Origin of the sequence: Ruegeria sp. HKCCD6428, from assembly GCF_013110595.1 — a bacterium.
Lineage (GTDB): Bacteria > Pseudomonadota > Alphaproteobacteria > Rhodobacterales > Rhodobacteraceae > Ruegeria.
The window spans coordinates 417,947-439,960 of record NZ_WVQX01000002.1 but is presented as its reverse complement, the minus strand read 5'-3'; the positions used below and the strand labels follow the sequence as shown (position 1 = coordinate 439,960).

Sequence of the window (22,014 nt, the reverse complement as noted above, 5' to 3'; positions counted from 1 at the left end):
TCCGGCATCGGACTGGAAGGTTGAGAAACGCGCCCCGACGATGCAAGCTGCTGTCAAGAACCATGGTTCGGGACGGAGGAAGAATGTCAGACGCGCGCCCCTCGGCGGAAACCGATCCTGGTCTCGCCGTACGCGACCTGAGCTTTCATTATGGCGCCAAGACGGCTTTGGATGCTGTCTCTTTTGACGTGTCGGCGGGGATGTTCTGCGGTCTGCTCGGTCCGAATGGGGCCGGTAAATCGACACTGGTGTCGCTGCTCACGCGATTGCTTGTGGCGCCGGACGGTGAAATCACGGTCGCAGGCCACGATCTGCGCCAATCCCCACGCAAGGCGCTGGCAAAGCTTGGCGTGGTCTTTCAGCAACCGACACTGGATCTGGGTTTGACGGTGCGCCAGAACATGGCCTATTTCGCGGCTCTGCATGGGTTGTCGCGATCCGAAGTCCCCGGCCGTATCGATGCGGCGCTGGATCGGCTGAACATGCGCGACCGCGCCGGGGAACGTGTGCGCGATCTCAATGGTGGTCATCGCCGCCGGATGGAACTGGCGCGTGCCCTGCTGCACGAACCTTCGGTGTTGCTGTTGGACGAACCGACCGTTGGGCTTGATGCCGCGGCTCGGCACGCGATAACCGACCATGTGCACGACCTGGCGGAACAGGGGCTGTGCGTCTTGTGGGCCACGCATCTGACAGATGAAATGCGCGACGACGACCAGCTTCTGGTTCTTCATCGCGGTCAGATTCTTGCCAGTGGGCAGGTGGGCCGCCTGCGGGGGGATCAAACACTGTCCGATTGGTTCCTGTCCCGAACCGAGGTGCCGGCATGAACGGGTTCCTGGGAGTCGCCCGCGCCATCATCGGACGCGAGTTTCTGCGTTTCATCCATCAACGCGAACGATTTCTGGCAGCTCTGGTCCGGCCAATGGTTTGGCTTTTGATCTTCGCAGCAGGGTTTCGCGCGGCCCTCGGCCTGTCGATCATTCCCCCCTACCAGACCTATATCACTTACGAGACCTATATCGTCCCCGGCCTGTGTGCGATGGTTCTGTTGTTCAATGGGATGCAAAGCTCGCTCAGCCTTGTCTACGACCGCGAGATGGGCTCGATGCGCCTACTGCTGACCAGCTCATTCCCGCGCTGGTGGCTGTTGTTCTGCCGTCTGCTGGGATCAACCGCGATATCCATCCTGCAAGTCTACACGTTTCTCGGATTGGCCGCTGTGTTCGGCATTGTCCTGCCCCTACCCGGATATGTCGCGGTTCTGCCGGGGCTGGTTCTGGGCGGTCTGATGCTGGGCGCGCTGGGGCTGGTGCTCTCCAGTTTCATCAAGCAGCTGGAGAATTTTGCTGGCGTAATGAATTTCGTCATCTTCCCGATGTTCTTCCTGTCCTCGGCCCTTTATCCGCTGTGGAAAATGGCTGAGAGCTCGCCATTGCTGCGTGATATCTGTGCGCTCAATCCTTTCACGCATGTGGTCGAATTGATCCGGTTTCTGCTTTACTTGCAGATCAACTGGGGGGCCCTGCTGTGGGTTCTGGCGTCAACCGCAATACTGAGCGCGATCGCCGTTTGGGGGTATGACCCGGCCCGGGGCCTGATGAGGCGGAAATCATGACGGCCGCGCCACAAACCGCAAAGCGGAGTCTGCTTCTGAAAACACGCTTGGGCCTTGGGGCCATCGTGCTGGGATCAGGCACCCTGCTGGCGGCCGCAATCCTTTACTTCGGGATGCAGACCGTCGCCAGCCGCCTGGAAACGGCTCTGGCATCGGAAACCCGCATGGCACGCTATGCTGCTCTGTCGACCCAGGCGGCCACATTTCTTGTGATCGCAACCGAGTCGATACAGACCGGCCAAACAGTCGAGTCTCGACTCGATCGCCTTTCGCCGATCCAAGACCAGATTGGGGCAACGTTTCTGAACCTTCGTTCCGATGTGGAAGATGCCGTAGCCGCGGTTCAATCCCTGGGGCTGGACGAACAATCGCGATACGGAACCCAATCCCTGGGTCTGGCCAGAATGGAAGCGCTGCTGGCCAGCACGCTGGAAGGGCTAGCCGACGCAGAAGCCGATCAGGCCCAGCTGCGCGCCTATGTCGACTCGTTTGCGTCGGCGTTTGATCCTCTGCTCAGCCAGGCGGTGAATACCGAGGTTCTGTTTCGAAACTCCGTCATGGCGGGGATCGAACGGACCCGTTGGGTTCTGACCTGGGCGGCACTGGCACTGGCACTGTTCGCCTTGCTCAGCACGGCGTGGTTCTATTTTGGCCTTGTGCGACCGCAGTTCTCTCGTCTGGATCGGTTGCGCAACGCGGCGGTTCAGGTCGGCCGATCCGAATTCGCAATTTCGCTGCCTCAAACCCGCAATGATGAGATCGGCCAGTTATATGGCGAGACCAACCGCATGGCCGCTGCATTGAGAAAACGCCAGGCCGAGGTTGACGCAGAATGGGCCCGGTTGAACGAGACCATTGCCCAGCGAACCCGGGAACTGAGCGCGGCAAATGAATCCCTGTCCAAGATCGACGAAAACCGGCGCCGCTTTTTTGCTGATGTCAGTCACGAACTGCGCACACCGCTGACGGTCATCATGATGGAAGCTCAGATTGGCCAGAGGGATATTCAGACCGCACCAGAGGCGTTGGCGACAATCGAAAGCAGCGCGGCAAAACTGAACCAGAGAATCGATGATTTGCTGCGCGTCGCCCGTTCCGAAACCGGTGAGCTGGCTCTGGAACCAACCAACGTTGCACTATGCGATCTGATGCAAACAGTTGTGAGCGACATTCAACCTGAAATCGATGGCGCCGACATGCAGCTTGAAACGGGCGACTTCCCGGATTGTGCGTTGCACTGTGACCTGAACTGGATACGTCAGGTCCTGCTCAGTCTGATACGCAATGCGATCCGACATGCGCGGGACGGGAAGGCGCTGTTGCTGTCCGGCCAATCAGTTGATGGTGGCGTTCAAATACAGCTGACCGATAACGGCCCCGGAATTCCCGACGGCGCCCAAACCCGGATCTTCGAACGGTTTGTTCAGGGGGGGGCAGCAAACAGTCAGGGCTTCGGTGTCGGGCTGGCACTGGCCAGGTGGGTTATCGAGGCCCATGAAGGAACCATTTCGGTGGCAAGCCCGGTTCCGCGTGAAAACGCCCTGGGATCAAATGCCGGTACAAAAGTCTGCATTCGACTACCGCTGGCGGAGGCATAGAAAAATGGTCTCCAGACTGCTGATCATAGATGACGACCCCCGAATCACGTCGGCCCTTGTCCGGGGCCTGTCGCTGCACGGCTACTCAGCCGAGGCTGAAAACCGCGCCGACCAAGGGTTGGAGCGGTTGAAAAGCGGTGTATTCTCGGGCGCGATTGTCGATGTCATGCTGGGAACCGACAGTGGTATCGAACTGGTCCGGGCCGCGCGTCTTGCCGGGGTCGGAATCCCGATATTGATGTTGTCTGCCCTTTCCGATGTCGATCATCGTGCCGCCGGGCTTGAAGCCGGGGCCGATGATTACGTCGTTAAGCCGTTCAGCTTTGATGAGCTTGTCGCCCGGTTGCAAGTACAGGAACAACGCGTGCTCTCTCAGCGCCCGGACCCCGCGCGCCTGTCGTCGCGGGACAGAACACTTTCGATCCGCGAGACACGCATTGCGCTCACCGAACGTGAATTCGAACTGCTCACGCTGCTCAACAGCAAGGCCGGATCGCCAATATCCCGAGGAGAACTGTTTGACACGCTCTGGTCACAGGACGGGTCCAGTAACGAAAATGTGGTGGACGTCTACATCGGATATCTGAGAAAGAAATTGGGATTGGATGATTTTGGGTTTGAAATCAAAACCATACGCAACCAGGGGTTTTGCATACAGGGGGTCGCCCCGTTGTCGGATGACACCTGAGTACCGACCAAAGTCTAAATCATACTTATTAATTAAGAGTCGCGCCAACCGGCAAGTCCTGCCACATTGAATATCAGCACACCCCAGGAGGAGGACCCTGATATGGCTTGGAACAGACCTGTTATTCGCGAAATCGAATGCGGCATGGAAATCAACATGTACGGCCCCGATCATGACGATGAGCGCGGTGGCGGCCTGATCTGATCAGCCGCAGGCGCCAACAAAAGATGACGTTGCGCGCAATAATACTTGGGGCCGCTGCTGGCGGCGGCCTTCCGCAATGGAATTGCGGATGTGAAAACTGCAATCTGGCCCGAAGCGGACATATTCCGGCGCAGACGCAATCATCACTCGCGGTGTCACCCGATGGCCACAACTGGGCCATCCTGAACGCGTCTCCGGATATTCGAACGCAGCTTGGCAAAACGCCCGTCCTGTATCCGACCGGGTTGCGAGAGGTGCCGATTCAATCGGTGCTGGTGACGAATGGCGACATAGACCATGTGGCGGGCTTGCTGACGCTGCGCGAGATGCAGCCATTTACGCTGTTTGCAACCCAAAGCATTCAGGATGTTCTTGCGCAGAACCCGATATTCGACGCCTTGAACGCCTCGGTCGTGACACGTGCGCCGATCTCGTTGAATCAGACGTTCGATCTGGTTCCCGGCTTGCAGGCAACTTTGTTCCCGGTGCCCGGCAAAGTGCCTCTGTATCTTGAAGGGGAACATGTCGAAACCGAATTGGTTGGCGAACAAACCGTCGGGGTGGCACTGAGCGCGCAGGGGAAGACGGCATATTACATACCGGGCTGTGCCGCATTGACGCCCGAGTTGCGCGCCCGCCTTGACGAGGCCGATCTATTGTTTTTCGACGGCACGCTTTGGCACGACACGGAAATGGTGCAGGCCGGGCTGGGTCAGAAAACGGGCAAGCGCATGGGCCATATGTCGATGGACGGCCCCGATGGATCGATCGCAGGTTTCGCCGATATGAAAATCGGCCGGAAAGTGTTCATCCACATGAACAACACCAATCCGATTCTGCGCCCCGACAGCGCCGAGAACGCTCGGGCACGGGCCAAAGGCTGGACGATAGGCCAGGATGGCATGGAGATAACGCTATGACCCAAAGCCGCAAAGAGTTCGAGGCCCGGCTTCGTCAGATCGGAGCCGAGCGTTACCACGACCTGCATCCGTTTCATCATCGCCTGCACGGTGGTCAATGCACTCCTGACGAAGTGCGGGCCTGGGTGATCAACCGCTACTACTATCAGCATTCCATCCCGATGAAGGACGCCGCCTTCATGTCGCGTGTAGAAGATCCTGCGCTGCGCCGAGCCTGGCGGTCGCGGATCGAAGATCATGACGGCACGGAAGACAACGAAGGTGGTATCCGGCGCTGGTTGCGGCTGGCCGAAGCGGTCGGTCTGGATCCGGATTATGTCGCCTCATGTGACGGCGTATTGCCTGCCACCAGATTTGCGGTGGATGCTTACGTGCGATACGTCCGCGAAAAGTCGTTGCTGGAAGCGGTTGCGGCCTCACTCACTGAACTGTTTGCTCCCAAGATTCACGCCAACAGGATCGAAGGCCTGCTTCGGCATTACGATTTTGCGGATGACAGCTCACTTGCCTATTTCCGCAACCGCCTGAAAGAAGCCCCCAAGGATGTGGCCTTTGGTCTGGCATGGGTATTGGATCATGCCGACACCGCAGAAAAACAGGACGCGGCAGCCAAGGCACTGATATTCAAGACCGATGTCCTCTGGTCGCAGCTGGATGCCCTGTGGGGCGCCTATGTCGAACCTGCCCGAATTCCGCCGGGGGCGTGGAAGCCGGACACCGGTTTACGGATGCGGCAGGCATCGTGATGTTGGCGCAGCAGGTCCCCTTGCTTCCACGTGGTGTCCGCATCCAGTACGATTCCGTGCGGGAACAATGGGTACTGCTGGCACCTGAACGGGCGGTGACGTTGGATCAGATCGGACATGCAATTCTGAGCGAAGTAGACGGCCAACGCAGCTTTGGTCAGATCACCGCAAGCCTGTCCAGGAAATACAACGCCCCGGAAGAACAGATTGTCGAAGACAGCTCGGGGTTTCTGGATGCCCTTCGGGTGCGTCGTTTTCTGGATGTCGTCTGATGCAGGTAAAACCCCCTCCCCCAATTGCCATGCTGGCCGAGCTGACGCATCGATGCCCATTGTCCTGCCCTTATTGCTCCAACCCAGTCGAAATGGCCAAACTCGACAGTGAAATGGATACTGAAACATGGGCACGTATTTTCAAGGAGGCGGCGGCGCTTGGTGTCTTGCAATTGCATCTGTCAGGTGGAGAGCCCGCATCCCGCCGCGATCTGGTTGCGCTGGTCAATGCCGCGCGTGAGGCCGGGTTGTATACCAACCTGATCACGTCGGCGATCGGCCTGTCCGAGCGACGCCTGCATGAACTGGACGACGTCGGCCTGGACCATATCCAGCTTTCTCTTCAGGGCACTGACGCCGCGATGGCGGATAAGGTAGGCGGCTATCGGGGTGGGTTTGACCGCAAGATGAAAACGGTCGAATGGATCAAGAAGATCGGGTTTCCGCTGACCCTGAACTTCGTGCTGCACCGTCACAATGCCCACCAGCTGCCGCGGGCGCTGGAACTGGCGCGCGAAATGGGAGCACGACGGATCGAGGTTGCAACGGTACAGTTCCACGGCTGGGCCTTGCGGAACAGGGATGCCTTGATGCCGACGCGGGAACAGGCGCAACAGGTGACGCGACAGGTGGCCGAGGCCAGGAAGAACCTCAAAGGGCAACTGGTCATCGATTATGTTCCGGCAGACTATCACGACGACTACCCCAAGCGATGCATGGGCGGGTGGGGGACAACCGGGCTGAACGTGGCGCCAGACGGTCAGGTTCTGCCTTGCCACGCGGCACAGTCCATCCCGCATCTGACATTTGACCGGGTACAGGACAAACCGCTTGCGGATATCTGGTTTCATGGCAGCGCGTTCAATGCCTATCGCGGCACGGATTGGATGTCGGACCCGTGCAAAACCTGCGAACGCAAAACCATTGATTTTGGTGGCTGCCGCTGTCAGGCCATGGCCGTTATCGGAGACGCAGGCGCCACCGATCCGGTTTGCATCAAGTCTCCCCATCATCAGACGCTGCAAAACCAGGCAAACGAACATGCCGCCAAATCGGATGCACCCTTTATATATCGTACCGCACCCGGTGCCGCGAGAGAGCCCGCAGAATGACCCTAACCAAGAACCGCCCCGCCAGGCCCGGGTACCAGGTTCAGGATCCGGTCGGAAAGCCGCCGTGCTTCCGGTTTGGAATGCGTCACGAACAGGGTCGCCGGGCGATGCCGCATGATGAGGTCCTCGGTCAGGGTCAGCATCGTCTCGGCCGTTTCGGAATCCAGTGATACAAAAGGCTCGTCCATAATCAGAAATTCAGGCTGCCCGGCAAAGGCGCGCGCCAGAGAAAGCCGGCGCTGCTGACCCAATGACAATTGACCGGGAAACAAATCCCCCTTTCCGTCCAGGCCGACGTCTGAAAGCGCGGCGTCAATGTCAGCCTGCGACAGGTCACCATGGATCAGGGCGAGATTATCGAAAGCCGAGCGCCATGGCAGCAAAGTGGGTTCCTGAAACACAATTGCAAGCCGATCCGGCCGCACGATCTGGCCTTCGAAATCCGGGTCAATGCCTGCCACCAATCGCAGCAGCGTCGTCTTTCCAGCGCCTGATGGTCCGGTCAGCGCGACCGTTTCCCCGACAGCGATGTCAAATGCAATGGGGCCCAGAACGGCGTGGTGTTCAAAGCGCTTCTTTCGGATGTCAATTCGGATCATGCAGTTCTCCACCGTCGAGCGCTACGCTCCAAAGGTTGAAGAACCAGCCATTCGACAACCAGCATGACGGCAATGAACGAAAACGCATAGACCAGCACCATTGCCACATCAAACAGCTGAAAATACAAGTGGATTTGAAACCCGACCCCGGATGAGCGCCCAAGAAACTCGACCACGAGCACGATCTTCCAGATCAGGGAAAGCCCGGACCGTGCGGCAGCTGCAATAAACGGGGCAAGCTGCGGCAGGATCACATGGCGCTGTCGCCTTTGCCACGGCATCCGGTAGACCCGCGCCAACGCATCCAGATCCGGGCTCAGCGCCCGGCCGCCCTCTCGGAGGATCGTCGCGACATTGGGAATTTTGTTCAGCGTAACCGCCGTGATCGCCGCAGCCTCGGTCAAACCGATCCAGAGGTAACACAGCACGATCAGAACCAGCGCGGGCAGGTTCAGGAAGACAACCAGCCATGGATCAAGCCAGCGGTTCAGCGCATCCGACCGCCCCATGGCCAGGCCGATGATCGTTCCCAAAGTCATTGCCAGCACGAACGCCCAGATCACGCGTGACAGGGTCGCGCCAAGGCTGCGCAGCAACTCTCCTGACGCAATCTCTTGATGAAACCGGGGGATCAGGTCCCAGGGTTGCGGCAGTATCTGAGGGTCTGCGGTCAGCGACGCCGCAACAATCCACAGCGCCACAAGGCCTGCGATAGACAAAAGCGGCGTGAGGCGCGCGTTTTGCATCTGATCCTATTCCACGTCGGCAAAAAGACCCTGCGGCACAGTCGTCGCGGCGCCCACCAGCTCAGCCCCGCCCAATTCGGCCATAAGTTCCAGCATCCTGTTGGCCGCGACCGCATCAACCGGGCGGCGATCGGGAATACCGGCGATCCAATCGAGCTTGAGTTGTTCAAACTGTGCATCGGACTTGACGTTCATCCGCGGTCTGATCGCCTCCCATGCTTCGGGCGAATTGGCCAGCAGGTCCTTGGCGTCGCGGCTGGCGGCAAACAGGCTTTGCGCAAGGTCGGGGTGTTCGTTCAGAAAACTCTCTTTCAGGTAATAGCCCAGCAAAGGCGTATTGGTGTCGAGCCCCAAGGCCTGCCCGGCATCCTCAACCGAGATCAGCTCTTTCATGCCGGACGCTTTCATCTTGGCCAGGAAATGCCAGAAATTGATCGCCCCGGCATAATCGTCGTTCAAAGCAGATTTGAAGATCAGAGGCGGCGCACCGAACACCTGTTCGGTGTCGGCTTTCAAGTCCATCCCGTATTCCCGTGCTGCATAGGCGCGCAGGATCAGCCAGGATTTATCCAGCGGTCCCCCCGCGATGCCGATCTTGCCACCCGCCAGGTCCTTCAAACTGGTTGCCGGGCTGTCAGCGGGCACAACCACGCCGCCCACGGCCTTGGAATAAGGAATGAACACATAGTCCTTGCCGGCAGCCCTTTGACGAGCAACCCAAATCCAGTCGGCAACCGCCAAATCAGCCTCATCCCCCTCGACCGCGATACGCGTTGCGCCATTGTCGGCAAAAGGTTGAACATCAAGGACAAAGCCATGTTTCCGATCCAAACCGTTCCGGCTAATGGTCTCAAGTTCCCAATTGACCGTTCCGATCTTGAGTACGGCCGCGCGAATGGTCGGCAGGGTCTCGGCGGCCAAAGCCCCCGAACTGAAAGCAAATGCAAGGCACGCGGCAAATAGTTTGGACATGACCCGATCCCGTTTACTCGCTATTCCGCCTTTCGGCTGACTTCATTCAAGTCTTTATCCAGTTTGATATCGAACTGGTTGCCACCTTTGCAGATGACATCGTCCAGATCATAACCATCATCTTCAACCTCGATGTCATCCGGGTCCATCTGACACTCGACAGAGGCAAGATAGGCCTCGATCTTTGCCACCGTTTCCGCGTCAATGTCGTCGGCGAAAGCCGGGGCCGCCAAAAGCCCGGCAGTTATCAACATTGCAAATCTTTTCATGATGTTATCTCTCCTCTATTGAATACTCACCGTAATGCGTTGCGTGTCACCGGTGGAACCGGGGATGCGAATTTCATGACTGCCGGGTTTGATTGCGATAAACGACAATTCGGCGACGCCGGCCTTGTCAAATTCGATGCTGTCCACCGCCATCGGACGGATCTCGATCTTGTTGATCACGATCTCATTCATCCAGATCGCGCGAAAGAAAGACGGCCCCTCGATGGCCAGTTCCGCCGAACCGTCAGCGGTGATCTCAAGCTTGTAATACGCGCCGGATTGCAGAACCACGTCCTCACCCAGCGGTTGCCCCGAAGCAAGCGTCAGCTTGATGGTTTCCCCGCGGTTGCATTTCGCCAGAAGCCCGGCAAATCCCAGATCATCGCAAAGAGGTGCCGCCGATATCGGCCCACCCAGCGCCGCGACCATGGCCGCGATCATAAGTTTCTTCATTCCTGTCCCTCCCAGAACTTCAGTCAATGGTCACCACACCCCAGGGCTGTTGCCCGACCTGCACCGATTTGATCGCCCTTTCAGAGGCGACATCGATGATGGTGATGTCGTTTGAATTGCCATTCGTGGTCAGCAGATATTTTTCGTCCTGCGTGAAATCCAACTGCCAGACCCGCTGTCCCACCAGAATATAGTCCAGCACTTCAAGACTTTGCGCGTCAACGACGGCAACCCGGTTTGCGGGCCCCAAAGCAACGAACAGGCGTTTGCCATCCGATGTCACCTTGGCACCGACGGGCTGCAACCATTCCGGCTGCACGCCCGCCACTTCGAAGCTGATCTTGCCGACCACCGTTGGCGTTCCGTCTTCTGCGATGTCCATGACCGTGACGGTTCCGCCGATTTCCGACGTCACGAACAGGCGCTTTCCATCCGCTGTATACTGGGCATAGCGCGGGCGCTGGTCGACCAGAACATTATGCTTGATGGAATAATCCTCGGTGGAAATGAAATGCGCCATGTTGGTGGTCTCGGACGTGTTGACCACGAACTTGGCATCGGGGCTGATCCCCATGCCCTCGGGCTCGACGCCGACCGGAACCTCGGCCAGAATGGTGCGGGTTTCAGTGTCGGTGACCGTCACCAGATTGTCGTCCTCATTGGCGATATAGAGCCGCTTGCCCGAGGGTTCGAGAATGAAAAGCTCGGGGTCCGGACCAGAGGGCAAACTGGGAAGTTCCTCATAGGTCTCGGTATCAAATACCCGGATGATATTGTCATCCGAGGCGCAGACATACAGCGTGCCGCCATCCGGGCTGACGGTGATCCCGCGCGGTCGGTTGCCGCCTGGAAATTCGGTGATCACCTCCCAGGTTTCGGTATCAACCACGGTAATCGTATTGCCCCGCTCGTTCGAGACAAAAGCCTTGCCCGCAAACACGGGACCCGCGGTCAGCGCAGCACAGGCAACGGTCAACAACAGTCGTTTCATCAATACCTCCGGTTACTCGAATGCGCGACAGCTGGATTCCGCCCGATCCAATCCCATCGTATCGAGCGGTGAGACCTGGTGCAGAAACCCCTCTTGCGGACTGACGCTGACAGTGATCGACCCGTCATACAGAAGGATCGGCTGACGCAACTGCCCGTTCCAATCGCGGAATGTCACTTTCTGTCCTTTGAATGCGGCAAGCTCAAACTCGTCCGACAGAGCATAATCCCGAACACCTTCGGGCTCTGCCGTACTGGCACGGGTCACGGCCTCGCCGATCACGCGCAGTGCAAGCCAGGTGTTGTAGTCTTCGGGGCGGACATAGCGCCCTGTCAGATCCTCGAAACGGGTCTGGAACTGGGTCGCGCCCCATGCCTCATGTGCGCCGTGAAACGTCGTCGGACGCAAGCCGCCTGAACCCATCACGGGGCGTGGGGTCCAAAGGTGATAGGACAGATACCGCGCAAAATAATCGGTTTCGTCCGCGGCAATCACAACGTCATGGTCTCGCGCATCTTGCGTGTCCAATGGCAATTGGCGCTGAACAAGAACATGACCGGAATCCGTTCTGCGAGATCCCCCGGTATCCGCAAAGGTCCGATCTTCGGCAATCTTCGCGCCGAACTTGTTCGCTGCACGGCGATACGCGTCCGCAAGCTGGACATCCTCGGGGTTGGATCCCGCCAACAGGAACCAGTCGCCCCATTTCTTCCAGACGGCAAACTGTGCAACCGCATCGGCCTTCATGGCGCGGGACGGGGCGATATGAAGCAGGTTGCCCCGGCAGTTTGCGTCGCGAAGATCGACATCAGGCGCGGACACGTTGAAGACAAGCGCCCCGGACTCTGCCGCCTTGTCCGTCAGGCGCAACATGTCCGGCGCCTTGGCCAAAAGGACGATCAGGCGCACGCCTCCGGCAAGGATCCGGTCCATTGCGGCGTCAGCCTCTTCCGGCGGAGCGGCCATCGTGATGGTCTCATAGGTATGTCCCAGAAATCCGCCCGTGGTTCCGTTATCCTCATCCCCAAGCGCGGCACCAGCAAACCCCAGATCGTCCGGTTTCAGATCATAACGCGAGATCGGCAGAAGCGACGGATAGTCGATCCGCAGCACCGCAGCCTTTACATCGAGCGCCGCCGCGGTCATCGCGGATGCACACCAAAGAAGCGCCGCAAGCAGCGGCAGCAGGCGAATATTCAAGATGTCCTCCCGTTGCCTGAAAGTCAGAGTTCAGGTTGAAACATCCGGGGCATAGCGCCCCGAAAAACGGAACCGATACTTTTGGCCGTGTTGTAAAACAAAGCCTATCAGCTTCATCATTGAGCTCGATTCTTATTTTATAAGAATGCGCGTATATGGTTGATCTTGCTTCGGTTTCCCGCGACACCCGATGATTTTTCAAGGGGTGTGACGGGTGACCGTCAACGTGCGCTCGCACGTCAGGTCTGACAAAAGAAACGCCGCAAGCGCGCGGCGTGTGCAAACGCTCTGCGCATTCAGGGAGGACATGGAATGAATCGACGTTTTCTTCTTGCCGCAACCACCGCTCTGCTGGTTCCGGGTCTGGTTTGGGCCCACGGGCCGACCCGGCAGAAAGTCACGCTGACTGCCGAGGTCGCAGCCTCACCAGAGGAAGTCTGGGCTGTTGTCGGGAACTTTGATGACATGTCGTGGCATCCGGCTGTGTTTGCGACCGAAGGAAACGGCGGCAATAAGATTGATGCGACCCGATTGCTGACACTTGGCCAGGAAGGCGGTCCGACGATCAATGAAATACTGTACAAGTACAGCGCAGAAAAAATGAGCTACTCCTACCGGATCACCGAAGTCGCGGTAGAGGTGCTGCCTGTCACCAACTACTCGTCGCATCTGACGGTAAAACCGCGCGACGGAGGTGGTTCGATCATCGAATGGCGCGGTGCCTTCTATCGCGGGTATCCAAACAACGATCCTCCGGCCGAGTTGAATGACGAAGCCGCCATTGCCGCCGTGACCGGCGTCTATCAGGCGGGTCTCGACGCGTTGATCGAGCGGTTCGGTGCGGCAAGTTAGCCACCCGCTGATGTTGTTTTTGGCGTTCTCTGGCTGCCCGACACTGGCACAGACAGCATTCATCACCTGTCAGAACGGTGAGGAACTGAGCCGGATAGATCTTGCGGGGATGCAGGAAACGGCCCGCTGGCCCCTACCTGGCAAGCCGGCGGGTGTGGCGGTTGGTCTGGATAAAACGCTGTTCACCGTATCCCCGGACAGCAAGATGGTCAGGCGTTTGTCTGCCGAGACCGGTGAAACGGTCGCGCAAGTCACGCTTGAAGGGGGGCCGATTGGAATCGCTCTGGATCAGGATCGCGGGCGGGTTTTCGTCTCGGACTGGTACAACGCCCGACTGTGGGTGCTGGACAGTGAAACTCTGAAAGTTCAATCCGAGTTGCCCACCGGAGCCGCCCCGGCGGGTATTGCGATATCAAAAGACGGGCGTTTTCTGGCGTCGGCCGACAAGGACGCGGACCAGGTGTCGGTTTTCGATGCCGACACTCTTCAGCCTCTGCACCGCAGCCCGGTTGGATCACGCCCCTTCGGGCTGCGTTTTGACCCGGATGGGCGTCTGTTCGTCGGCAATGTCGGCAGCAATGATGTCAGCGTGGTCGATGCGGAAACCGGCTCCGTTCTCGCAACGGTCCCGGTCGGGGAACGCCCTTACGGCATCGCCTTCGCCCACGGCCGGGCGTTCGTCACGAACCAATATGCCAATACGCTAAGCGTCATGTCTCTAGAGACGCTCGAACACGAGGCCGTGATTGATGTTGGAGAATACCCCGAAGGCATTGATGCGACGGCGGGCGAAGATCTTCTGGTCATCGCAAACTGGTTCGACAACACCGTCAGCATCGTGGACCCGCAGGCACTGTCGGTGTTAGAAACAATGGAAACCTGTGATGGGCCCCGTGCCTTTGGCAGGTTCCTGCAAGGAGGACGACCATGAAAGTTTCTCATCTGATTGCAGTCCTGTTCTGTGTGCTGGCGGCTCCGGTTTGGGCATCCAACGAGGCATGGGAAAATGTCCGAGCGATGTTGTATGGCGACCGACCGATGCAAAACGGAGATGCGTTCATCGCGATTGATGCCCCCTATCGCACGCCCGACGATGCGCGGGCTCAACTGGCGGCTCAGATTGCGGCCCCTCGGGGGACGAAAGTGGCCAAGGTGACTTTGGTGCTGGACGAAAACCCGATGCCGGTTTCTGCCGTGTTCGAGTTGGAAGAACCATTGCCGAGTTTCTACTTCGACGTGACCATGCGCGTGAACGGCCCGACGCCGATACATGTCATCGCCGAAACCACGGATGGCCACCTTTGGGTGTCAGAAACTTTCGTCAAAACCTCGGGCCTTGGCGCCTGCGCGGCACCTCCCGGAACTGATCCGGAACTGGCGTTGGCAAACCTTGGAACGATGGAGGCCGAACTGGTGGGCCGCGTCCCTGCGTTGAACACACGGGCACGATTGTCCAGCTTGGGGGCGAACCGGGCCGACAAGATGGATCTGAACATTGATCACCCGTCGCATTCCGGAATGCAGATGGATCAGATTTCCCTGCTGTTCATTCCGATGCGATATGTAGAGACCGTGGATATCGATCTTGATGGCGCGGGGTATGTCCAGATGACGGGGTCGATTTCACTGTCCGAAAATCCAAGGGTCGGCATTTCCGTTCCAAGCAGGGCGCAAGCGGTTGACGTGACCATGACGGATACGGACGGTACGGTCAGTCATTTACACAAAAAACTGGCGGGTTTTTAGATCACCCGCCTCCGGCAACGGGTTGGCCCGGGGCTGGCTTTACCCGTTCCAGCGGATAGCCCCACAAGGCCCAGCCGTCGGTACCTTCCGGGAACCAATAGACTTTGGTGTATCCCCATTCGATTGCGCGTCGGGCGGCATTCCAGCTCATCCAGCAGTCTTCCAGACAAAAGAACACGAGACCGTGGTTGATATCCCCATTGGTGCTGGCTTCTAGGCCGGTTCGAAAATAGTCTGCTGTAACATCGGCAATTGCGCCGTAGCCGACGTTGGGCAACCACAGTGATCCCGGAATGCTGTCGCGCGGCTTGTCGCGCCAGATCGTGCCTTCAGGCAGATTGGCCGGTTTGGGCGGCTGCGGCAAAACGTCGATGAACGCGACGCTTTGTTCCTGCCACAGGCCGTACGCCTCTTCCGGGCCGATGACCGTCCCGCCGGTTATCTGGTCCGGCACCGGCGCGCGGTAGTGGTCCATGCGATAATCACCTGGTTCGGGTACTGTCTGCGCTATTGCGGCAGTCGAGATTAACGCAATTGCCACCGTTGTCCGTATCATTGCGACAGGTCCAGAACCTCTGTCCCCAGATCATTCACCAAGGGAACACCGGCCTCGGCCAATAACGAATTGATCTCGTCCTGGTTGCGCCGGATCAGGGAATTCAGCTGTCTCTGCCATACCTTCTCACCCTGCCGCACGCCCATGGTGATGCGATAGAACAGGCGCGGCGGCAGCTCTTCCTTGACCAGTGGGATCACCTTGAAATCAGGATAGTCCGCCTTGACCAGTGGTCCGCCCAGCGGACCCCAAAGAATGGCCGCATCGATCTCACCTGTTTGCAGGTCATCCAGCATGTCGATGGCCGGGCTTTCCACACGTCGGTCAACGAAAAGATTGTAGGGCTTGGCTTGCCCGATCAGCCCGTTCCGCGCCATATGAGCCGCAGGCGGTGTACCCGCCACGATCCCGATCCGTTTCCCCTTGAGCATGGGATCGTTCAGCCTGTCCACCTGGGCCAGATCACTATCCATCGGCACGATCAGCGCATAGGCGGACGTGTAGTAGTGGTTGGTGTTCTGCACCAGCTCATGACCTTGCGCATAACCGATCACCACATCGCAACGTTTGGCGGCCAGCGTGTTCCGTATGAAGCCCGTCGCCTGCGGAAACCAGACATATTGCACAGGCAGTTCCAGCTTTTCGGCAATCAATTCGGCCAGTTTGTTTTCATATCCCGATCCATCCTTGGATGACACGGGATAGTTGGCTGGATCCGCACAGACGCGAAAAGCCGTTCTTGAAACCAGGTCAGACGTCTGCGCCGACACGGGCACTGCCTGACAAAGCCAGACGCAAAGTCCGAAAATCGGCAGGCAGGCCTTAGCCCATACACGCATCTTCATCCTCGCGGATCACGTCAGATTTCGCCTCTTTCTTGGGCGGGCGGCCACGCGGGATCGCGCCCGATCCATGGGCTTTGAGATATACATAGATATCATCAAGAAAGCACATCACATTCGGGTTGTCGCCAAATCCCGGCATCACCGAGTTTTCAGCGGCGTTCACCACCTGGCGGCCATTGGTGACGATATCAACGAAGTCGTAATAATCCATTTCCAACGCTGAGTTTTTCAGAGCCGGCGCATAGGTCGAGCCCTCGCCATCCGGGCCATGACAGACATGGCATTCTGCGTGATAGCGCCGGAAGCCTGAAAATGTCATCCAGTCCACGGTTCCATCCTCGGCCACGTTGAATGTCGGGATATCGTCTTCGGTGTAATACCGTCCATCTTCGGAATACGCGACTGCCAGATTGTCAGCAATGGCGGCAACAGGAAGGCACAATGCAAGAATTGATGCCAGAAGACGTACAGAATGGTTCATGGAACGCTCGTTTCTTTTCAAGTGAAAACCGGCGCGGTCCGATTGAACCGCGCCGGCCAGATCTTTGGCTTAGTTCGGCAATGCGAACACGGTGAGCTGACCGCCCAGCGCGGTATAGTCGCTGAGTGCGGCATAGCCACCCACGGCGCCCAGACCGTCATTCGGGTTGGTCAAACCAGCCGCCAGACCAATACCGGCCCAGCCACCGACACCTGACAGGATGCCGATATACTGCTTGCCACCTTGCTCGTACGTCATCACGTTGCCGATGATACCAGAGGGTGTTTTGAACTTGTAAAGTTCTTCACCTGTCTCGGTATTCACCGCCTTGATGTAGCCTTCTAGTGTACCATAGAAGGTGACGCCTCCTGCGGTGGTCAGCGAACCCGACCAGACCGAGAACTGCTCGGGTATAGACCACTTGATCTCACCTTTGATGTTGTCCCAAGCGATGAAGTTACCCATACCACCGTGGCTATCCGGTGCAGGATACATCGCCAGCGTCGCGCCCACATAGGGTTGACCGGCGGTGTAGCTGACACGGAACGGCTCGTAGTCCATGCAAACGTGGTTCGTTGGCACGAGGAACAGACCAAGGTTCGGGTCATACGACGCCGGCTGCTGGTCTTTGGTGCCCAAAGCCGCCGGGCAGATACCGGTCGAGTTCACGTCCTCGCCGTTCTGTTCCGTCGAATACTGCGCAACCACGGCCGGGCGGCCATAGGTTTCGCTGTTGGGATCCATATCGACACCAGTTGTCCAGTTCACAACCGGGTCGAATTTTTCGGCCACCAGCAGCTCACCCGTGACGCGGTCCATGGTGTAGGCCAGACCGTTGCGGTCGAAATGGGTCAGCAACTTGCGCTGCTCGCCATCAATTTCCTGCTCGGTGAGGATCATTTCATTGATGCCGTCATAGTCCCATTCGTCATGCGGCGTCATCTGGTAGAACCATCTTGCCATACCGGTGTCGATGTCACGCGCCATGATGGTCATGGACCAGCGGTTGTCGCCCGGGCGCTGCGCCGGGTTCCAGGTCGATGGGTTACCCGTGCCATAGTACATCAGGTTCTCGTCCAGATCCGCAGAATACCAGCCCCATGTGGTGCCGCCGCCAATCTTCCACTGATCGCCTTCCCAGGTGTTTGTACCCGAGTCCGCGCCAACCGGCTTACCCAGATGGGTGGTCTTTTCCGGATCAACAAGAATGTCCGAATCCGGCCCCATGGAATAGGCCCTCCAGACCTGCTCGCCCGAGTTCATGTCATAGGCCGTAACTGACCCGCGCACACCGAATTCGCCACCCGAGATGCCGACAATAACCTTGTCCTTGATTGGCAACACCGTGGCTGTGTTGGTTTCACCAATCGCCGGGTCGCCATTCTGGACTTCCCAGACGACATCCCCGGACTTGGCATCAAGCGCCACAACCTTGGTGTCGGCCTGATGCAGGAAGATCTTGCCATCCGCATAGGCCACACCGCGGTTCACCGTGTCACAGCACATGACCGGAATCACGTCCGGGTCCTGCTTGGGCTCATACTTCCAGACGATTTTGCCCTCATTTGCCAGATCCAGAGCATAGACAATGTTCGGGAACGGCGTGTGGACATACATCATGTCACCAATCACCAGCGGTGAACCCTCGTGCCCGCGCAGAACACCGGTCGAGAAGGTCCAGGCCACTTGCAGATCACCTACATTGTCTGCGTTGATCTGATCCAGTTCGGAATAGCGCTGATTTTTGTAGTCACCCGTCTGGATCGCCCATTGTTTTGCGTTCTCCATCTGGGCAACCAGGTCGTCATTTGCGTAGGCCGTGGTGGCCAGTGCAATGGCAATCCCGGAGGTCCAAAGCGATAGATTTTTCATTCAATCTCCTCCCTTTCGTGCAGCGATCTCTCTCTGCATTGCAACACCTCACCCAGGTCGGATTACGGTGTCTGTTGATGCTCGCCCCGACCTTCGTTTTTCCGGTCGCATAGGTGGGAGAGCAATGCGATCTCTTACGACCCGTTGTCCTCAAAGGTCGCAAGATATGCGATGATGTTGGCCCGATCGTCCTCTTTTCGCAGCCCGGCGAAGGTCATCTTGATCCCCTTCGCATAGTCGCGCGGTTTCGTCAGAAACGCGTCCAGTTCTTCAGGTGTCCAAACCAGCCCTTCTTCGGACAGCGAAATCAACACCGGTGAATAGCCAAACCCTTCGACGGTTGCGGCCTGACGTCCAACAATGCCGTTCAGCATCGGCCCCACCTTGTTTTCAGCCCCCTCGCCCACCGCATGGCAGGCCTTGCACTTGCGAAAGACCTTCTCACCCGCTTCGGGGTCGCCATCGGCACTTGCGAAGGCGGGGGCAAGCGTGAGGCAGGTTGCTGCGAATACCGTTCTGATCACTATCAATCTTTCCTTGTTATTTTCATTGGCTGAGACGTTCCGCGTGCCATTCGACATGGTCGCGCGCAAAACTGTTCACGAAGAAATACGAATGGTCATACCCCTCCTGGATTCTGATCTGTCCGGGCTGGCGGCGCTTTGCCATCATGTTGGCCAGAGCTTCGGGTTTGAGCAAATCAAGGAACTGATCATCCGCGCCCTGATCGATCAGCAGGTCACCTTTCCAGCCGTGCTCTTCCAGCAGCAGCGTGGCGTCATGCGCGACCCAGGTGTTTTCGTCGTCACCCAGATAGCTGCTGAGCTGTTTACGGCCCCAATCCGACCGCGTCGGGTGCGCAATCGGCGCAAATGCCGAAAGAGACCCGAATTTATCGGCGTTGCGTATCGCGATCGTAATCGCACCGTGTCCACCCATGGAATGGCCCGTGATCCCGTGGCGATCCTGAACGGGGAAATTCTTCAGTACTATGTCGCGCAGTTCGTCGACGATGTAGTCATACATCCTGAAATGGGCCCGCCACGGGTCCCGGGTGGCGTTCACGTAGAACCCGGCCCCCTGCCCGAGGTCATAGGCGTCATCATCGGCAACATTGTCGCCACGCGGGGACGTATCGGGAAATACAACCGCGACACCGTAATCCGCGGCCGCCTCCTGAAATCCACCTTTGGTCATCGCGTTTTCATGAGTGCAGGTCAGGCCGGATAAGTACCACAACACCGGCACCGGCCCGGATTTGGCCTGAGGCGGCAGGTAGACGGCAAAGGTCATCTCGCAATCACAGGTCTCGGACGAGTGGGAGTACACGGTCTGTTCCCCTCCGAAACTGCGGTTTTGCGAGATGGTTTTCAGACCCATGTCAGTACTCCACGACCGCGCGGATCGACTTACCCTGGTGCATCAGGTCAAAGCCGTGGTTGATTTCATCAAGCGTCAGCTTGTGCGTGATCATGGGGTCGATCTCGATCTTCCCGGCCATGTACCAATCCACGATCTTCGGAACATCCGTCCGGCCCTTGGCACCGCCGAACGCGGTTCCGCGCCATGACCGGCCGGTGACCAGCTGGAACGGACGCGTTGAAATCTCGGCGCCAGCGGGTGCCACACCGATGATGATGCTTTCACCCCAACCTTTGTGTGCGCATTCCAAAGCGGTCCGCATCACGCCGACATTGCCGGTCGCGTCAAAGGTATAATCCGCACCGCCGCCGGTCAGTTCGACCAGATGCGCCACGATATCACCACTGACGTTCGAGGGGTTCACGAAATCGGTCATACCGAAATGAGTCGCCATTTCGGCCTTGCCGTCGTTCAGGTCGACACCAACGATCTGATCACAGCCCGCCATGCGACAGCCCTGAATGACGTTCAGGCCAATTCCGCCCAGACCAAAGACCACGCAGCGCGACCCAATTTCGACCTTGGCGGTGTTGATGACGGCCCCTATGCCGGTGGTCACGCCGCAGCCGATGTAACAAATCTTGTCAAACGGCGCGTCCTTGCGCACCTTGGCCAACGCTATCTCGGGCACAACGGTGTGATTGGCAAACGTCGAACAGCCCATGTAGTGGTGGATCGGTGTGCCATCCAACATGCTGAACCGCGTCGTTCCATCCGGCAACAGGCCGGCACCCTGAGTCGCCCGCACTTTCTGACACAGGTTCGTCTTGGGGTTCAGGCAATATTCGCATTCGCGGCACTCTGGTGTGTACAGCGGGATCACGTGATCCCCGACGGCAAGGCTGGTAACGCCTTCCCCGACCTCCAGAACAACCCCGGCACCTTCATGGCCCAGAATTGCAGGGAAAATCCCTTCGGGGTCATCTCCGGAACGGGTAAACTCATCCGTATGACATAGACCGGTCGCCTTGACCTCGATCAGGACTTCACCTGCTTTCGGGCCATCCAGCTCAACCTCCATGATTTCCAGAGGTTGGCCTGCCGCCACAGCAACCGCCGCGCGTGTTCTCATCTCCGTCTGTCCTCCCATGGCACCGGAATCAACCGCAGTCCGGCAGCTTGGGTCGAGTATGGGGGCGAGCACCACGTGCAAACAATTAAGACAATGGTGTGTATTGGGTTGAATGGACTTCGCGCGCACATTTCATGCATGATGTCCGCGTGGAGGAAAGCTGTGATGTCAAACGGCAAGCTGATTGTTTTGGCGCTGGCCTGTCTGGGTACGGCTGGCCCTGGCTTGGCTGCGGATTTCTCCGATCCAACATGGCCGTGCATTCAGCGCAAGGTCGAGGACCTGTCGCTGGGCCTCATGTGGCCGTATCAGGTTGTTGACGGCGAAACCGCTGAAAACAGTACCGACATCGACGAAATCGCCGGGCTGTTGGCCCTGAGGCGGATCGAACTGGAAGACCTTCGGCCCCAGGTTGCAGAGTTTGCCGCGCGGTACAACGGGGATCCGGATATTCTGGGTCAGGTGTTCCAGCGCGTCTTTGACACCTTGTCCAAAAGGCGCAAGCACATCATCGCGGGGATCGGAGAGTTTTCGCTGAAGCAGATCGATCTGGCCGAAAAGATTGATCTGGCCAGGGTGGAAATGGACCAAGCCCTGTCTTCCGACCCGCCCGACTATGACCGCGTTGACGCCCTGGAAGAGCAATTGGATTGGGATCAGCTTATCTATTCTGACCGTCAACGCTCGATCACCTATCTGTGTGAAACGCCGCAAATCATCGAACGGCGCCTGTTCGCGATTTCGCAAATGCTGCAACAATTGACCTCAGACCAGGGTTGA

Annotated in this window: 27 protein-coding genes; 13 read left to right on the top strand and 14 right to left on the bottom strand. The window is 58.1% G+C overall.

What is annotated here, in order from left to right:
- Positions 1 to 83 precede the first annotated feature (83 nt).
- From GS620_RS07405 to pqqE, 9 genes are all read left to right on the top strand, one after another.
- The gene (locus GS620_RS07405) at positions 84 to 830 is read left to right on the top strand and encodes an ABC transporter ATP-binding protein (protein WP_171363232.1); all 747 of its coding nucleotides are present in this window, start codon (positions 84 to 86) and stop codon (positions 828 to 830) included.
- Positions 827 to 1,618, top strand: a complete 792-nt coding sequence (locus GS620_RS07400; RefSeq protein WP_171205922.1) for an ABC transporter permease — start codon at positions 827 to 829, stop codon at positions 1,616 to 1,618. Before GS620_RS07405 ends, GS620_RS07400 begins: the two co-directional genes overlap by 4 nt.
- A complete protein-coding gene (locus tag GS620_RS07395) occupies positions 1,615 to 3,216 on the top strand; it encodes a HAMP domain-containing sensor histidine kinase (RefSeq protein ID WP_171614943.1) in 1,602 nt (533 codons plus the stop codon). The genes GS620_RS07400 and GS620_RS07395 overlap by 4 nt, the downstream gene beginning before the upstream one ends.
- A gap of 4 nt (positions 3,217 to 3,220) precedes the next feature.
- Positions 3,221 to 3,904: a response regulator transcription factor gene (locus GS620_RS07390; RefSeq protein ID WP_171614941.1), complete on the top strand. Its 684-nt coding sequence runs from the start codon at positions 3,221 to 3,223 to the stop codon at positions 3,902 to 3,904.
- Between the two features lie 102 nt (positions 3,905 to 4,006).
- Complete coding sequence (gene pqqA / locus GS620_RS07385) at positions 4,007 to 4,108, top strand: pyrroloquinoline quinone precursor peptide PqqA (RefSeq protein ID WP_117873022.1); 102 nt, start codon at positions 4,007 to 4,009, stop codon at positions 4,106 to 4,108.
- A 23-nt stretch (positions 4,109 to 4,131) separates the two neighbouring features.
- The gene (gene pqqB, locus GS620_RS07380; protein ID WP_171614939.1) at positions 4,132 to 5,028 is read left to right on the top strand and encodes a pyrroloquinoline quinone biosynthesis protein PqqB; all 897 of its coding nucleotides are present in this window, start codon (positions 4,132 to 4,134) and stop codon (positions 5,026 to 5,028) included.
- Positions 5,025 to 5,774 carry a pyrroloquinoline-quinone synthase PqqC gene (pqqC, locus tag GS620_RS07375; RefSeq protein WP_171118343.1) on the top strand — a complete coding sequence of 250 codons (750 nt, stop codon included), beginning with the start codon at positions 5,025 to 5,027 and terminating at the stop codon, positions 5,772 to 5,774. The genes pqqB and pqqC overlap by 4 nt, the downstream gene beginning before the upstream one ends.
- Entirely contained in the window at positions 5,774 to 6,046 is a 273-nt protein-coding gene (gene pqqD / locus GS620_RS07370; RefSeq protein ID WP_170346830.1) for a pyrroloquinoline quinone biosynthesis peptide chaperone PqqD, read from the top strand. The genes pqqC and pqqD overlap by 1 nt, the downstream gene beginning before the upstream one ends.
- Positions 6,046 to 7,158, top strand: coding sequence for a pyrroloquinoline quinone biosynthesis protein PqqE (gene pqqE, locus GS620_RS07365; protein ID WP_171614937.1), 1,113 nt, complete (start codon positions 6,046 to 6,048; stop codon positions 7,156 to 7,158). The genes pqqD and pqqE overlap by 1 nt, the downstream gene beginning before the upstream one ends.
- A gap of 2 nt (positions 7,159 to 7,160) precedes the next feature.
- Here the strand turns inward: pqqE and GS620_RS07360 are convergent, their stop codons facing one another.
- Genes GS620_RS07360 through GS620_RS07330 form a run of 7 tightly spaced genes read right to left on the bottom strand, consistent with a single transcriptional unit; the run spans position 7,161 to position 12,334 of the window.
- On the bottom strand, positions 7,161 to 7,757 hold the full coding sequence (locus GS620_RS07360; RefSeq protein ID WP_171614935.1) for an ABC transporter ATP-binding protein: 597 nt from the start codon (positions 7,755 to 7,757) through the stop codon (positions 7,161 to 7,163).
- The gene (locus GS620_RS07355) at positions 7,754 to 8,503 is read right to left on the bottom strand and encodes an ABC transporter permease (protein WP_171614933.1); all 750 of its coding nucleotides are present in this window, start codon (positions 8,501 to 8,503) and stop codon (positions 7,754 to 7,756) included. Before GS620_RS07355 ends, GS620_RS07360 begins: the two co-directional genes overlap by 4 nt.
- Before the next feature lie 6 nt (positions 8,504 to 8,509).
- Positions 8,510 to 9,475 carry an ABC transporter substrate-binding protein gene (locus GS620_RS07350; protein ID WP_171614931.1) on the bottom strand — a complete coding sequence of 322 codons (966 nt, stop codon included), beginning with the start codon at positions 9,473 to 9,475 and terminating at the stop codon, positions 8,510 to 8,512.
- A gap of 20 nt (positions 9,476 to 9,495) precedes the next feature.
- Positions 9,496 to 9,744 (bottom strand): PepSY domain-containing protein, encoded by a 249-nt coding sequence (locus GS620_RS07345; protein WP_171232378.1) that lies wholly within the window; start codon positions 9,742 to 9,744, stop codon positions 9,496 to 9,498.
- A 15-nt stretch (positions 9,745 to 9,759) separates the two neighbouring features.
- Positions 9,760 to 10,197: a hypothetical protein gene (locus GS620_RS07340; RefSeq protein ID WP_171170174.1), complete on the bottom strand. Its 438-nt coding sequence runs from the start codon at positions 10,195 to 10,197 to the stop codon at positions 9,760 to 9,762.
- 19 nt (positions 10,198 to 10,216) lie between these two features.
- The gene (locus GS620_RS07335; protein ID WP_171614929.1) at positions 10,217 to 11,188 is read right to left on the bottom strand and encodes a YVTN family beta-propeller repeat protein; all 972 of its coding nucleotides are present in this window, start codon (positions 11,186 to 11,188) and stop codon (positions 10,217 to 10,219) included.
- Positions 11,189 to 11,200: 12 nt separating this feature from the next.
- Positions 11,201 to 12,334 carry an ABC transporter substrate-binding protein gene (locus tag GS620_RS07330; RefSeq protein ID WP_171615317.1) on the bottom strand — a complete coding sequence of 378 codons (1,134 nt, stop codon included), beginning with the start codon at positions 12,332 to 12,334 and terminating at the stop codon, positions 11,201 to 11,203.
- A 366-nt stretch (positions 12,335 to 12,700) separates the two neighbouring features.
- Here GS620_RS07330 and GS620_RS07325 point away from each other — a divergent pair, with 366 nt between their 5' ends.
- From GS620_RS07325 to GS620_RS07315, 3 genes are read left to right on the top strand one after another with little or no spacing between them, the layout of a single operon-like run.
- The gene (locus GS620_RS07325) at positions 12,701 to 13,240 is read left to right on the top strand and encodes an SRPBCC family protein (RefSeq protein ID WP_171614927.1); all 540 of its coding nucleotides are present in this window, start codon (positions 12,701 to 12,703) and stop codon (positions 13,238 to 13,240) included.
- The gene (locus tag GS620_RS07320; RefSeq protein ID WP_371809780.1) at positions 13,227 to 14,171 is read left to right on the top strand and encodes a beta-propeller fold lactonase family protein; all 945 of its coding nucleotides are present in this window, start codon (positions 13,227 to 13,229) and stop codon (positions 14,169 to 14,171) included. The genes GS620_RS07325 and GS620_RS07320 overlap by 14 nt, the downstream gene beginning before the upstream one ends.
- A complete protein-coding gene (locus GS620_RS07315) occupies positions 14,168 to 14,986 on the top strand; it encodes a quinoprotein dehydrogenase-associated SoxYZ-like carrier (protein ID WP_171614925.1) in 819 nt (272 codons plus the stop codon). The genes GS620_RS07320 and GS620_RS07315 overlap by 4 nt, the downstream gene beginning before the upstream one ends.
- A gap of 1 nt (position 14,987) precedes the next feature.
- Here the strand turns inward: GS620_RS07315 and GS620_RS07310 are convergent, their stop codons facing one another.
- From GS620_RS07310 to GS620_RS07280, 7 genes are all read right to left on the bottom strand, one after another.
- Entirely contained in the window at positions 14,988 to 15,542 is a 555-nt protein-coding gene (locus tag GS620_RS07310) for a PQQ-dependent catabolism-associated CXXCW motif protein (RefSeq protein ID WP_171614923.1), read from the bottom strand.
- A complete protein-coding gene (locus GS620_RS07305; RefSeq protein WP_371809338.1) occupies positions 15,539 to 16,381 on the bottom strand; it encodes a substrate-binding domain-containing protein in 843 nt (280 codons plus the stop codon). The genes GS620_RS07310 and GS620_RS07305 overlap by 4 nt, the downstream gene beginning before the upstream one ends.
- Entirely contained in the window at positions 16,365 to 16,868 is a 504-nt protein-coding gene (locus GS620_RS07300) for a c-type cytochrome, methanol metabolism-related (protein WP_171118318.1), read from the bottom strand. The genes GS620_RS07305 and GS620_RS07300 overlap by 17 nt, the downstream gene beginning before the upstream one ends.
- A 69-nt stretch (positions 16,869 to 16,937) precedes the next feature.
- The gene (locus GS620_RS07295) at positions 16,938 to 18,740 is read right to left on the bottom strand and encodes a methanol/ethanol family PQQ-dependent dehydrogenase (RefSeq protein WP_171118316.1); all 1,803 of its coding nucleotides are present in this window, start codon (positions 18,738 to 18,740) and stop codon (positions 16,938 to 16,940) included.
- 134 nt (positions 18,741 to 18,874) lie between these two features.
- Positions 18,875 to 19,264: a c-type cytochrome gene (locus tag GS620_RS07290; protein WP_371809779.1), complete on the bottom strand. Its 390-nt coding sequence runs from the start codon at positions 19,262 to 19,264 to the stop codon at positions 18,875 to 18,877.
- A 22-nt stretch (positions 19,265 to 19,286) separates the two neighbouring features.
- Positions 19,287 to 20,120 (bottom strand): S-formylglutathione hydrolase, encoded by an 834-nt coding sequence (gene fghA / locus GS620_RS07285; protein ID WP_216597840.1) that lies wholly within the window; start codon positions 20,118 to 20,120, stop codon positions 19,287 to 19,289.
- A 1-nt stretch (position 20,121) separates the two neighbouring features.
- A complete protein-coding gene (locus GS620_RS07280; protein ID WP_171118312.1) occupies positions 20,122 to 21,234 on the bottom strand; it encodes an S-(hydroxymethyl)glutathione dehydrogenase/class III alcohol dehydrogenase in 1,113 nt (370 codons plus the stop codon).
- Between the two features lie 165 nt (positions 21,235 to 21,399).
- Between GS620_RS07280 and GS620_RS07275 the strand changes: the two genes are divergently transcribed.
- Positions 21,400 to 22,014 carry a hypothetical protein gene (locus GS620_RS07275; protein WP_171614919.1) on the top strand — a complete coding sequence of 205 codons (615 nt, stop codon included), beginning with the start codon at positions 21,400 to 21,402 and terminating at the stop codon, positions 22,012 to 22,014.

Excerpts from the sequence above, each read along its gene's own strand:
- GS620_RS07405 (WP_171363232.1), top strand. The coding sequence starts at position 84 with ATGTCAGACGCGCGCCCCTCGGCGGAAACCGATCCTGGTCTCGCCGTA.
- GS620_RS07400 (WP_171205922.1), top strand. The coding sequence starts at position 827 with ATGAACGGGTTCCTGGGAGTCGCCCGCGCCATCATCGGACGCGAGTTT.
- GS620_RS07395 (WP_171614943.1), top strand. The coding sequence starts at position 1,615 with ATGACGGCCGCGCCACAAACCGCAAAGCGGAGTCTGCTTCTGAAAACA.
- GS620_RS07390 (WP_171614941.1), top strand. The coding sequence starts at position 3,221 with ATGGTCTCCAGACTGCTGATCATAGATGACGACCCCCGAATCACGTCG.
- pqqA (WP_117873022.1), top strand. The coding sequence starts at position 4,007 with ATGGCTTGGAACAGACCTGTTATTCGCGAAATCGAATGCGGCATGGAA.
- pqqB (WP_171614939.1), top strand. The coding sequence starts at position 4,132 with ATGACGTTGCGCGCAATAATACTTGGGGCCGCTGCTGGCGGCGGCCTT.
- pqqC (WP_171118343.1), top strand. The coding sequence starts at position 5,025 with ATGACCCAAAGCCGCAAAGAGTTCGAGGCCCGGCTTCGTCAGATCGGA.
- pqqD (WP_170346830.1), top strand. The coding sequence starts at position 5,774 with ATGTTGGCGCAGCAGGTCCCCTTGCTTCCACGTGGTGTCCGCATCCAG.
- pqqE (WP_171614937.1), top strand. The coding sequence starts at position 6,046 with ATGCAGGTAAAACCCCCTCCCCCAATTGCCATGCTGGCCGAGCTGACG.
- GS620_RS07360 (WP_171614935.1), bottom strand. The coding sequence starts at position 7,757 with ATGATCCGAATTGACATCCGAAAGAAGCGCTTTGAACACCACGCCGTT.
- GS620_RS07355 (WP_171614933.1), bottom strand. The coding sequence starts at position 8,503 with ATGCAAAACGCGCGCCTCACGCCGCTTTTGTCTATCGCAGGCCTTGTG.
- GS620_RS07350 (WP_171614931.1), bottom strand. The coding sequence starts at position 9,475 with ATGTCCAAACTATTTGCCGCGTGCCTTGCATTTGCTTTCAGTTCGGGG.
- GS620_RS07345 (WP_171232378.1), bottom strand. The coding sequence starts at position 9,744 with ATGAAAAGATTTGCAATGTTGATAACTGCCGGGCTTTTGGCGGCCCCG.
- GS620_RS07340 (WP_171170174.1), bottom strand. The coding sequence starts at position 10,197 with ATGAAGAAACTTATGATCGCGGCCATGGTCGCGGCGCTGGGTGGGCCG.
- GS620_RS07335 (WP_171614929.1), bottom strand. The coding sequence starts at position 11,188 with ATGAAACGACTGTTGTTGACCGTTGCCTGTGCTGCGCTGACCGCGGGT.
- GS620_RS07330 (WP_171615317.1), bottom strand. The coding sequence starts at position 12,334 with ATGACCGCGGCGGCGCTCGATGTAAAGGCTGCGGTGCTGCGGATCGAC.
- GS620_RS07325 (WP_171614927.1), top strand. The coding sequence starts at position 12,701 with ATGAATCGACGTTTTCTTCTTGCCGCAACCACCGCTCTGCTGGTTCCG.
- GS620_RS07315 (WP_171614925.1), top strand. The coding sequence starts at position 14,168 with ATGAAAGTTTCTCATCTGATTGCAGTCCTGTTCTGTGTGCTGGCGGCT.
- GS620_RS07310 (WP_171614923.1), bottom strand. The coding sequence starts at position 15,542 with ATGATACGGACAACGGTGGCAATTGCGTTAATCTCGACTGCCGCAATA.
- GS620_RS07305 (WP_371809338.1), bottom strand. The coding sequence starts at position 16,381 with ATGCGTGTATGGGCTAAGGCCTGCCTGCCGATTTTCGGACTTTGCGTC.
- GS620_RS07300 (WP_171118318.1), bottom strand. The coding sequence starts at position 16,868 with ATGAACCATTCTGTACGTCTTCTGGCATCAATTCTTGCATTGTGCCTT.
- GS620_RS07295 (WP_171118316.1), bottom strand. The coding sequence starts at position 18,740 with ATGAAAAATCTATCGCTTTGGACCTCCGGGATTGCCATTGCACTGGCC.
- fghA (WP_216597840.1), bottom strand. The coding sequence starts at position 20,120 with ATGGGTCTGAAAACCATCTCGCAAAACCGCAGTTTCGGAGGGGAACAG.
- GS620_RS07280 (WP_171118312.1), bottom strand. The coding sequence starts at position 21,234 with ATGAGAACACGCGCGGCGGTTGCTGTGGCGGCAGGCCAACCTCTGGAA.
- GS620_RS07275 (WP_171614919.1), top strand. The coding sequence starts at position 21,400 with ATGTCAAACGGCAAGCTGATTGTTTTGGCGCTGGCCTGTCTGGGTACG.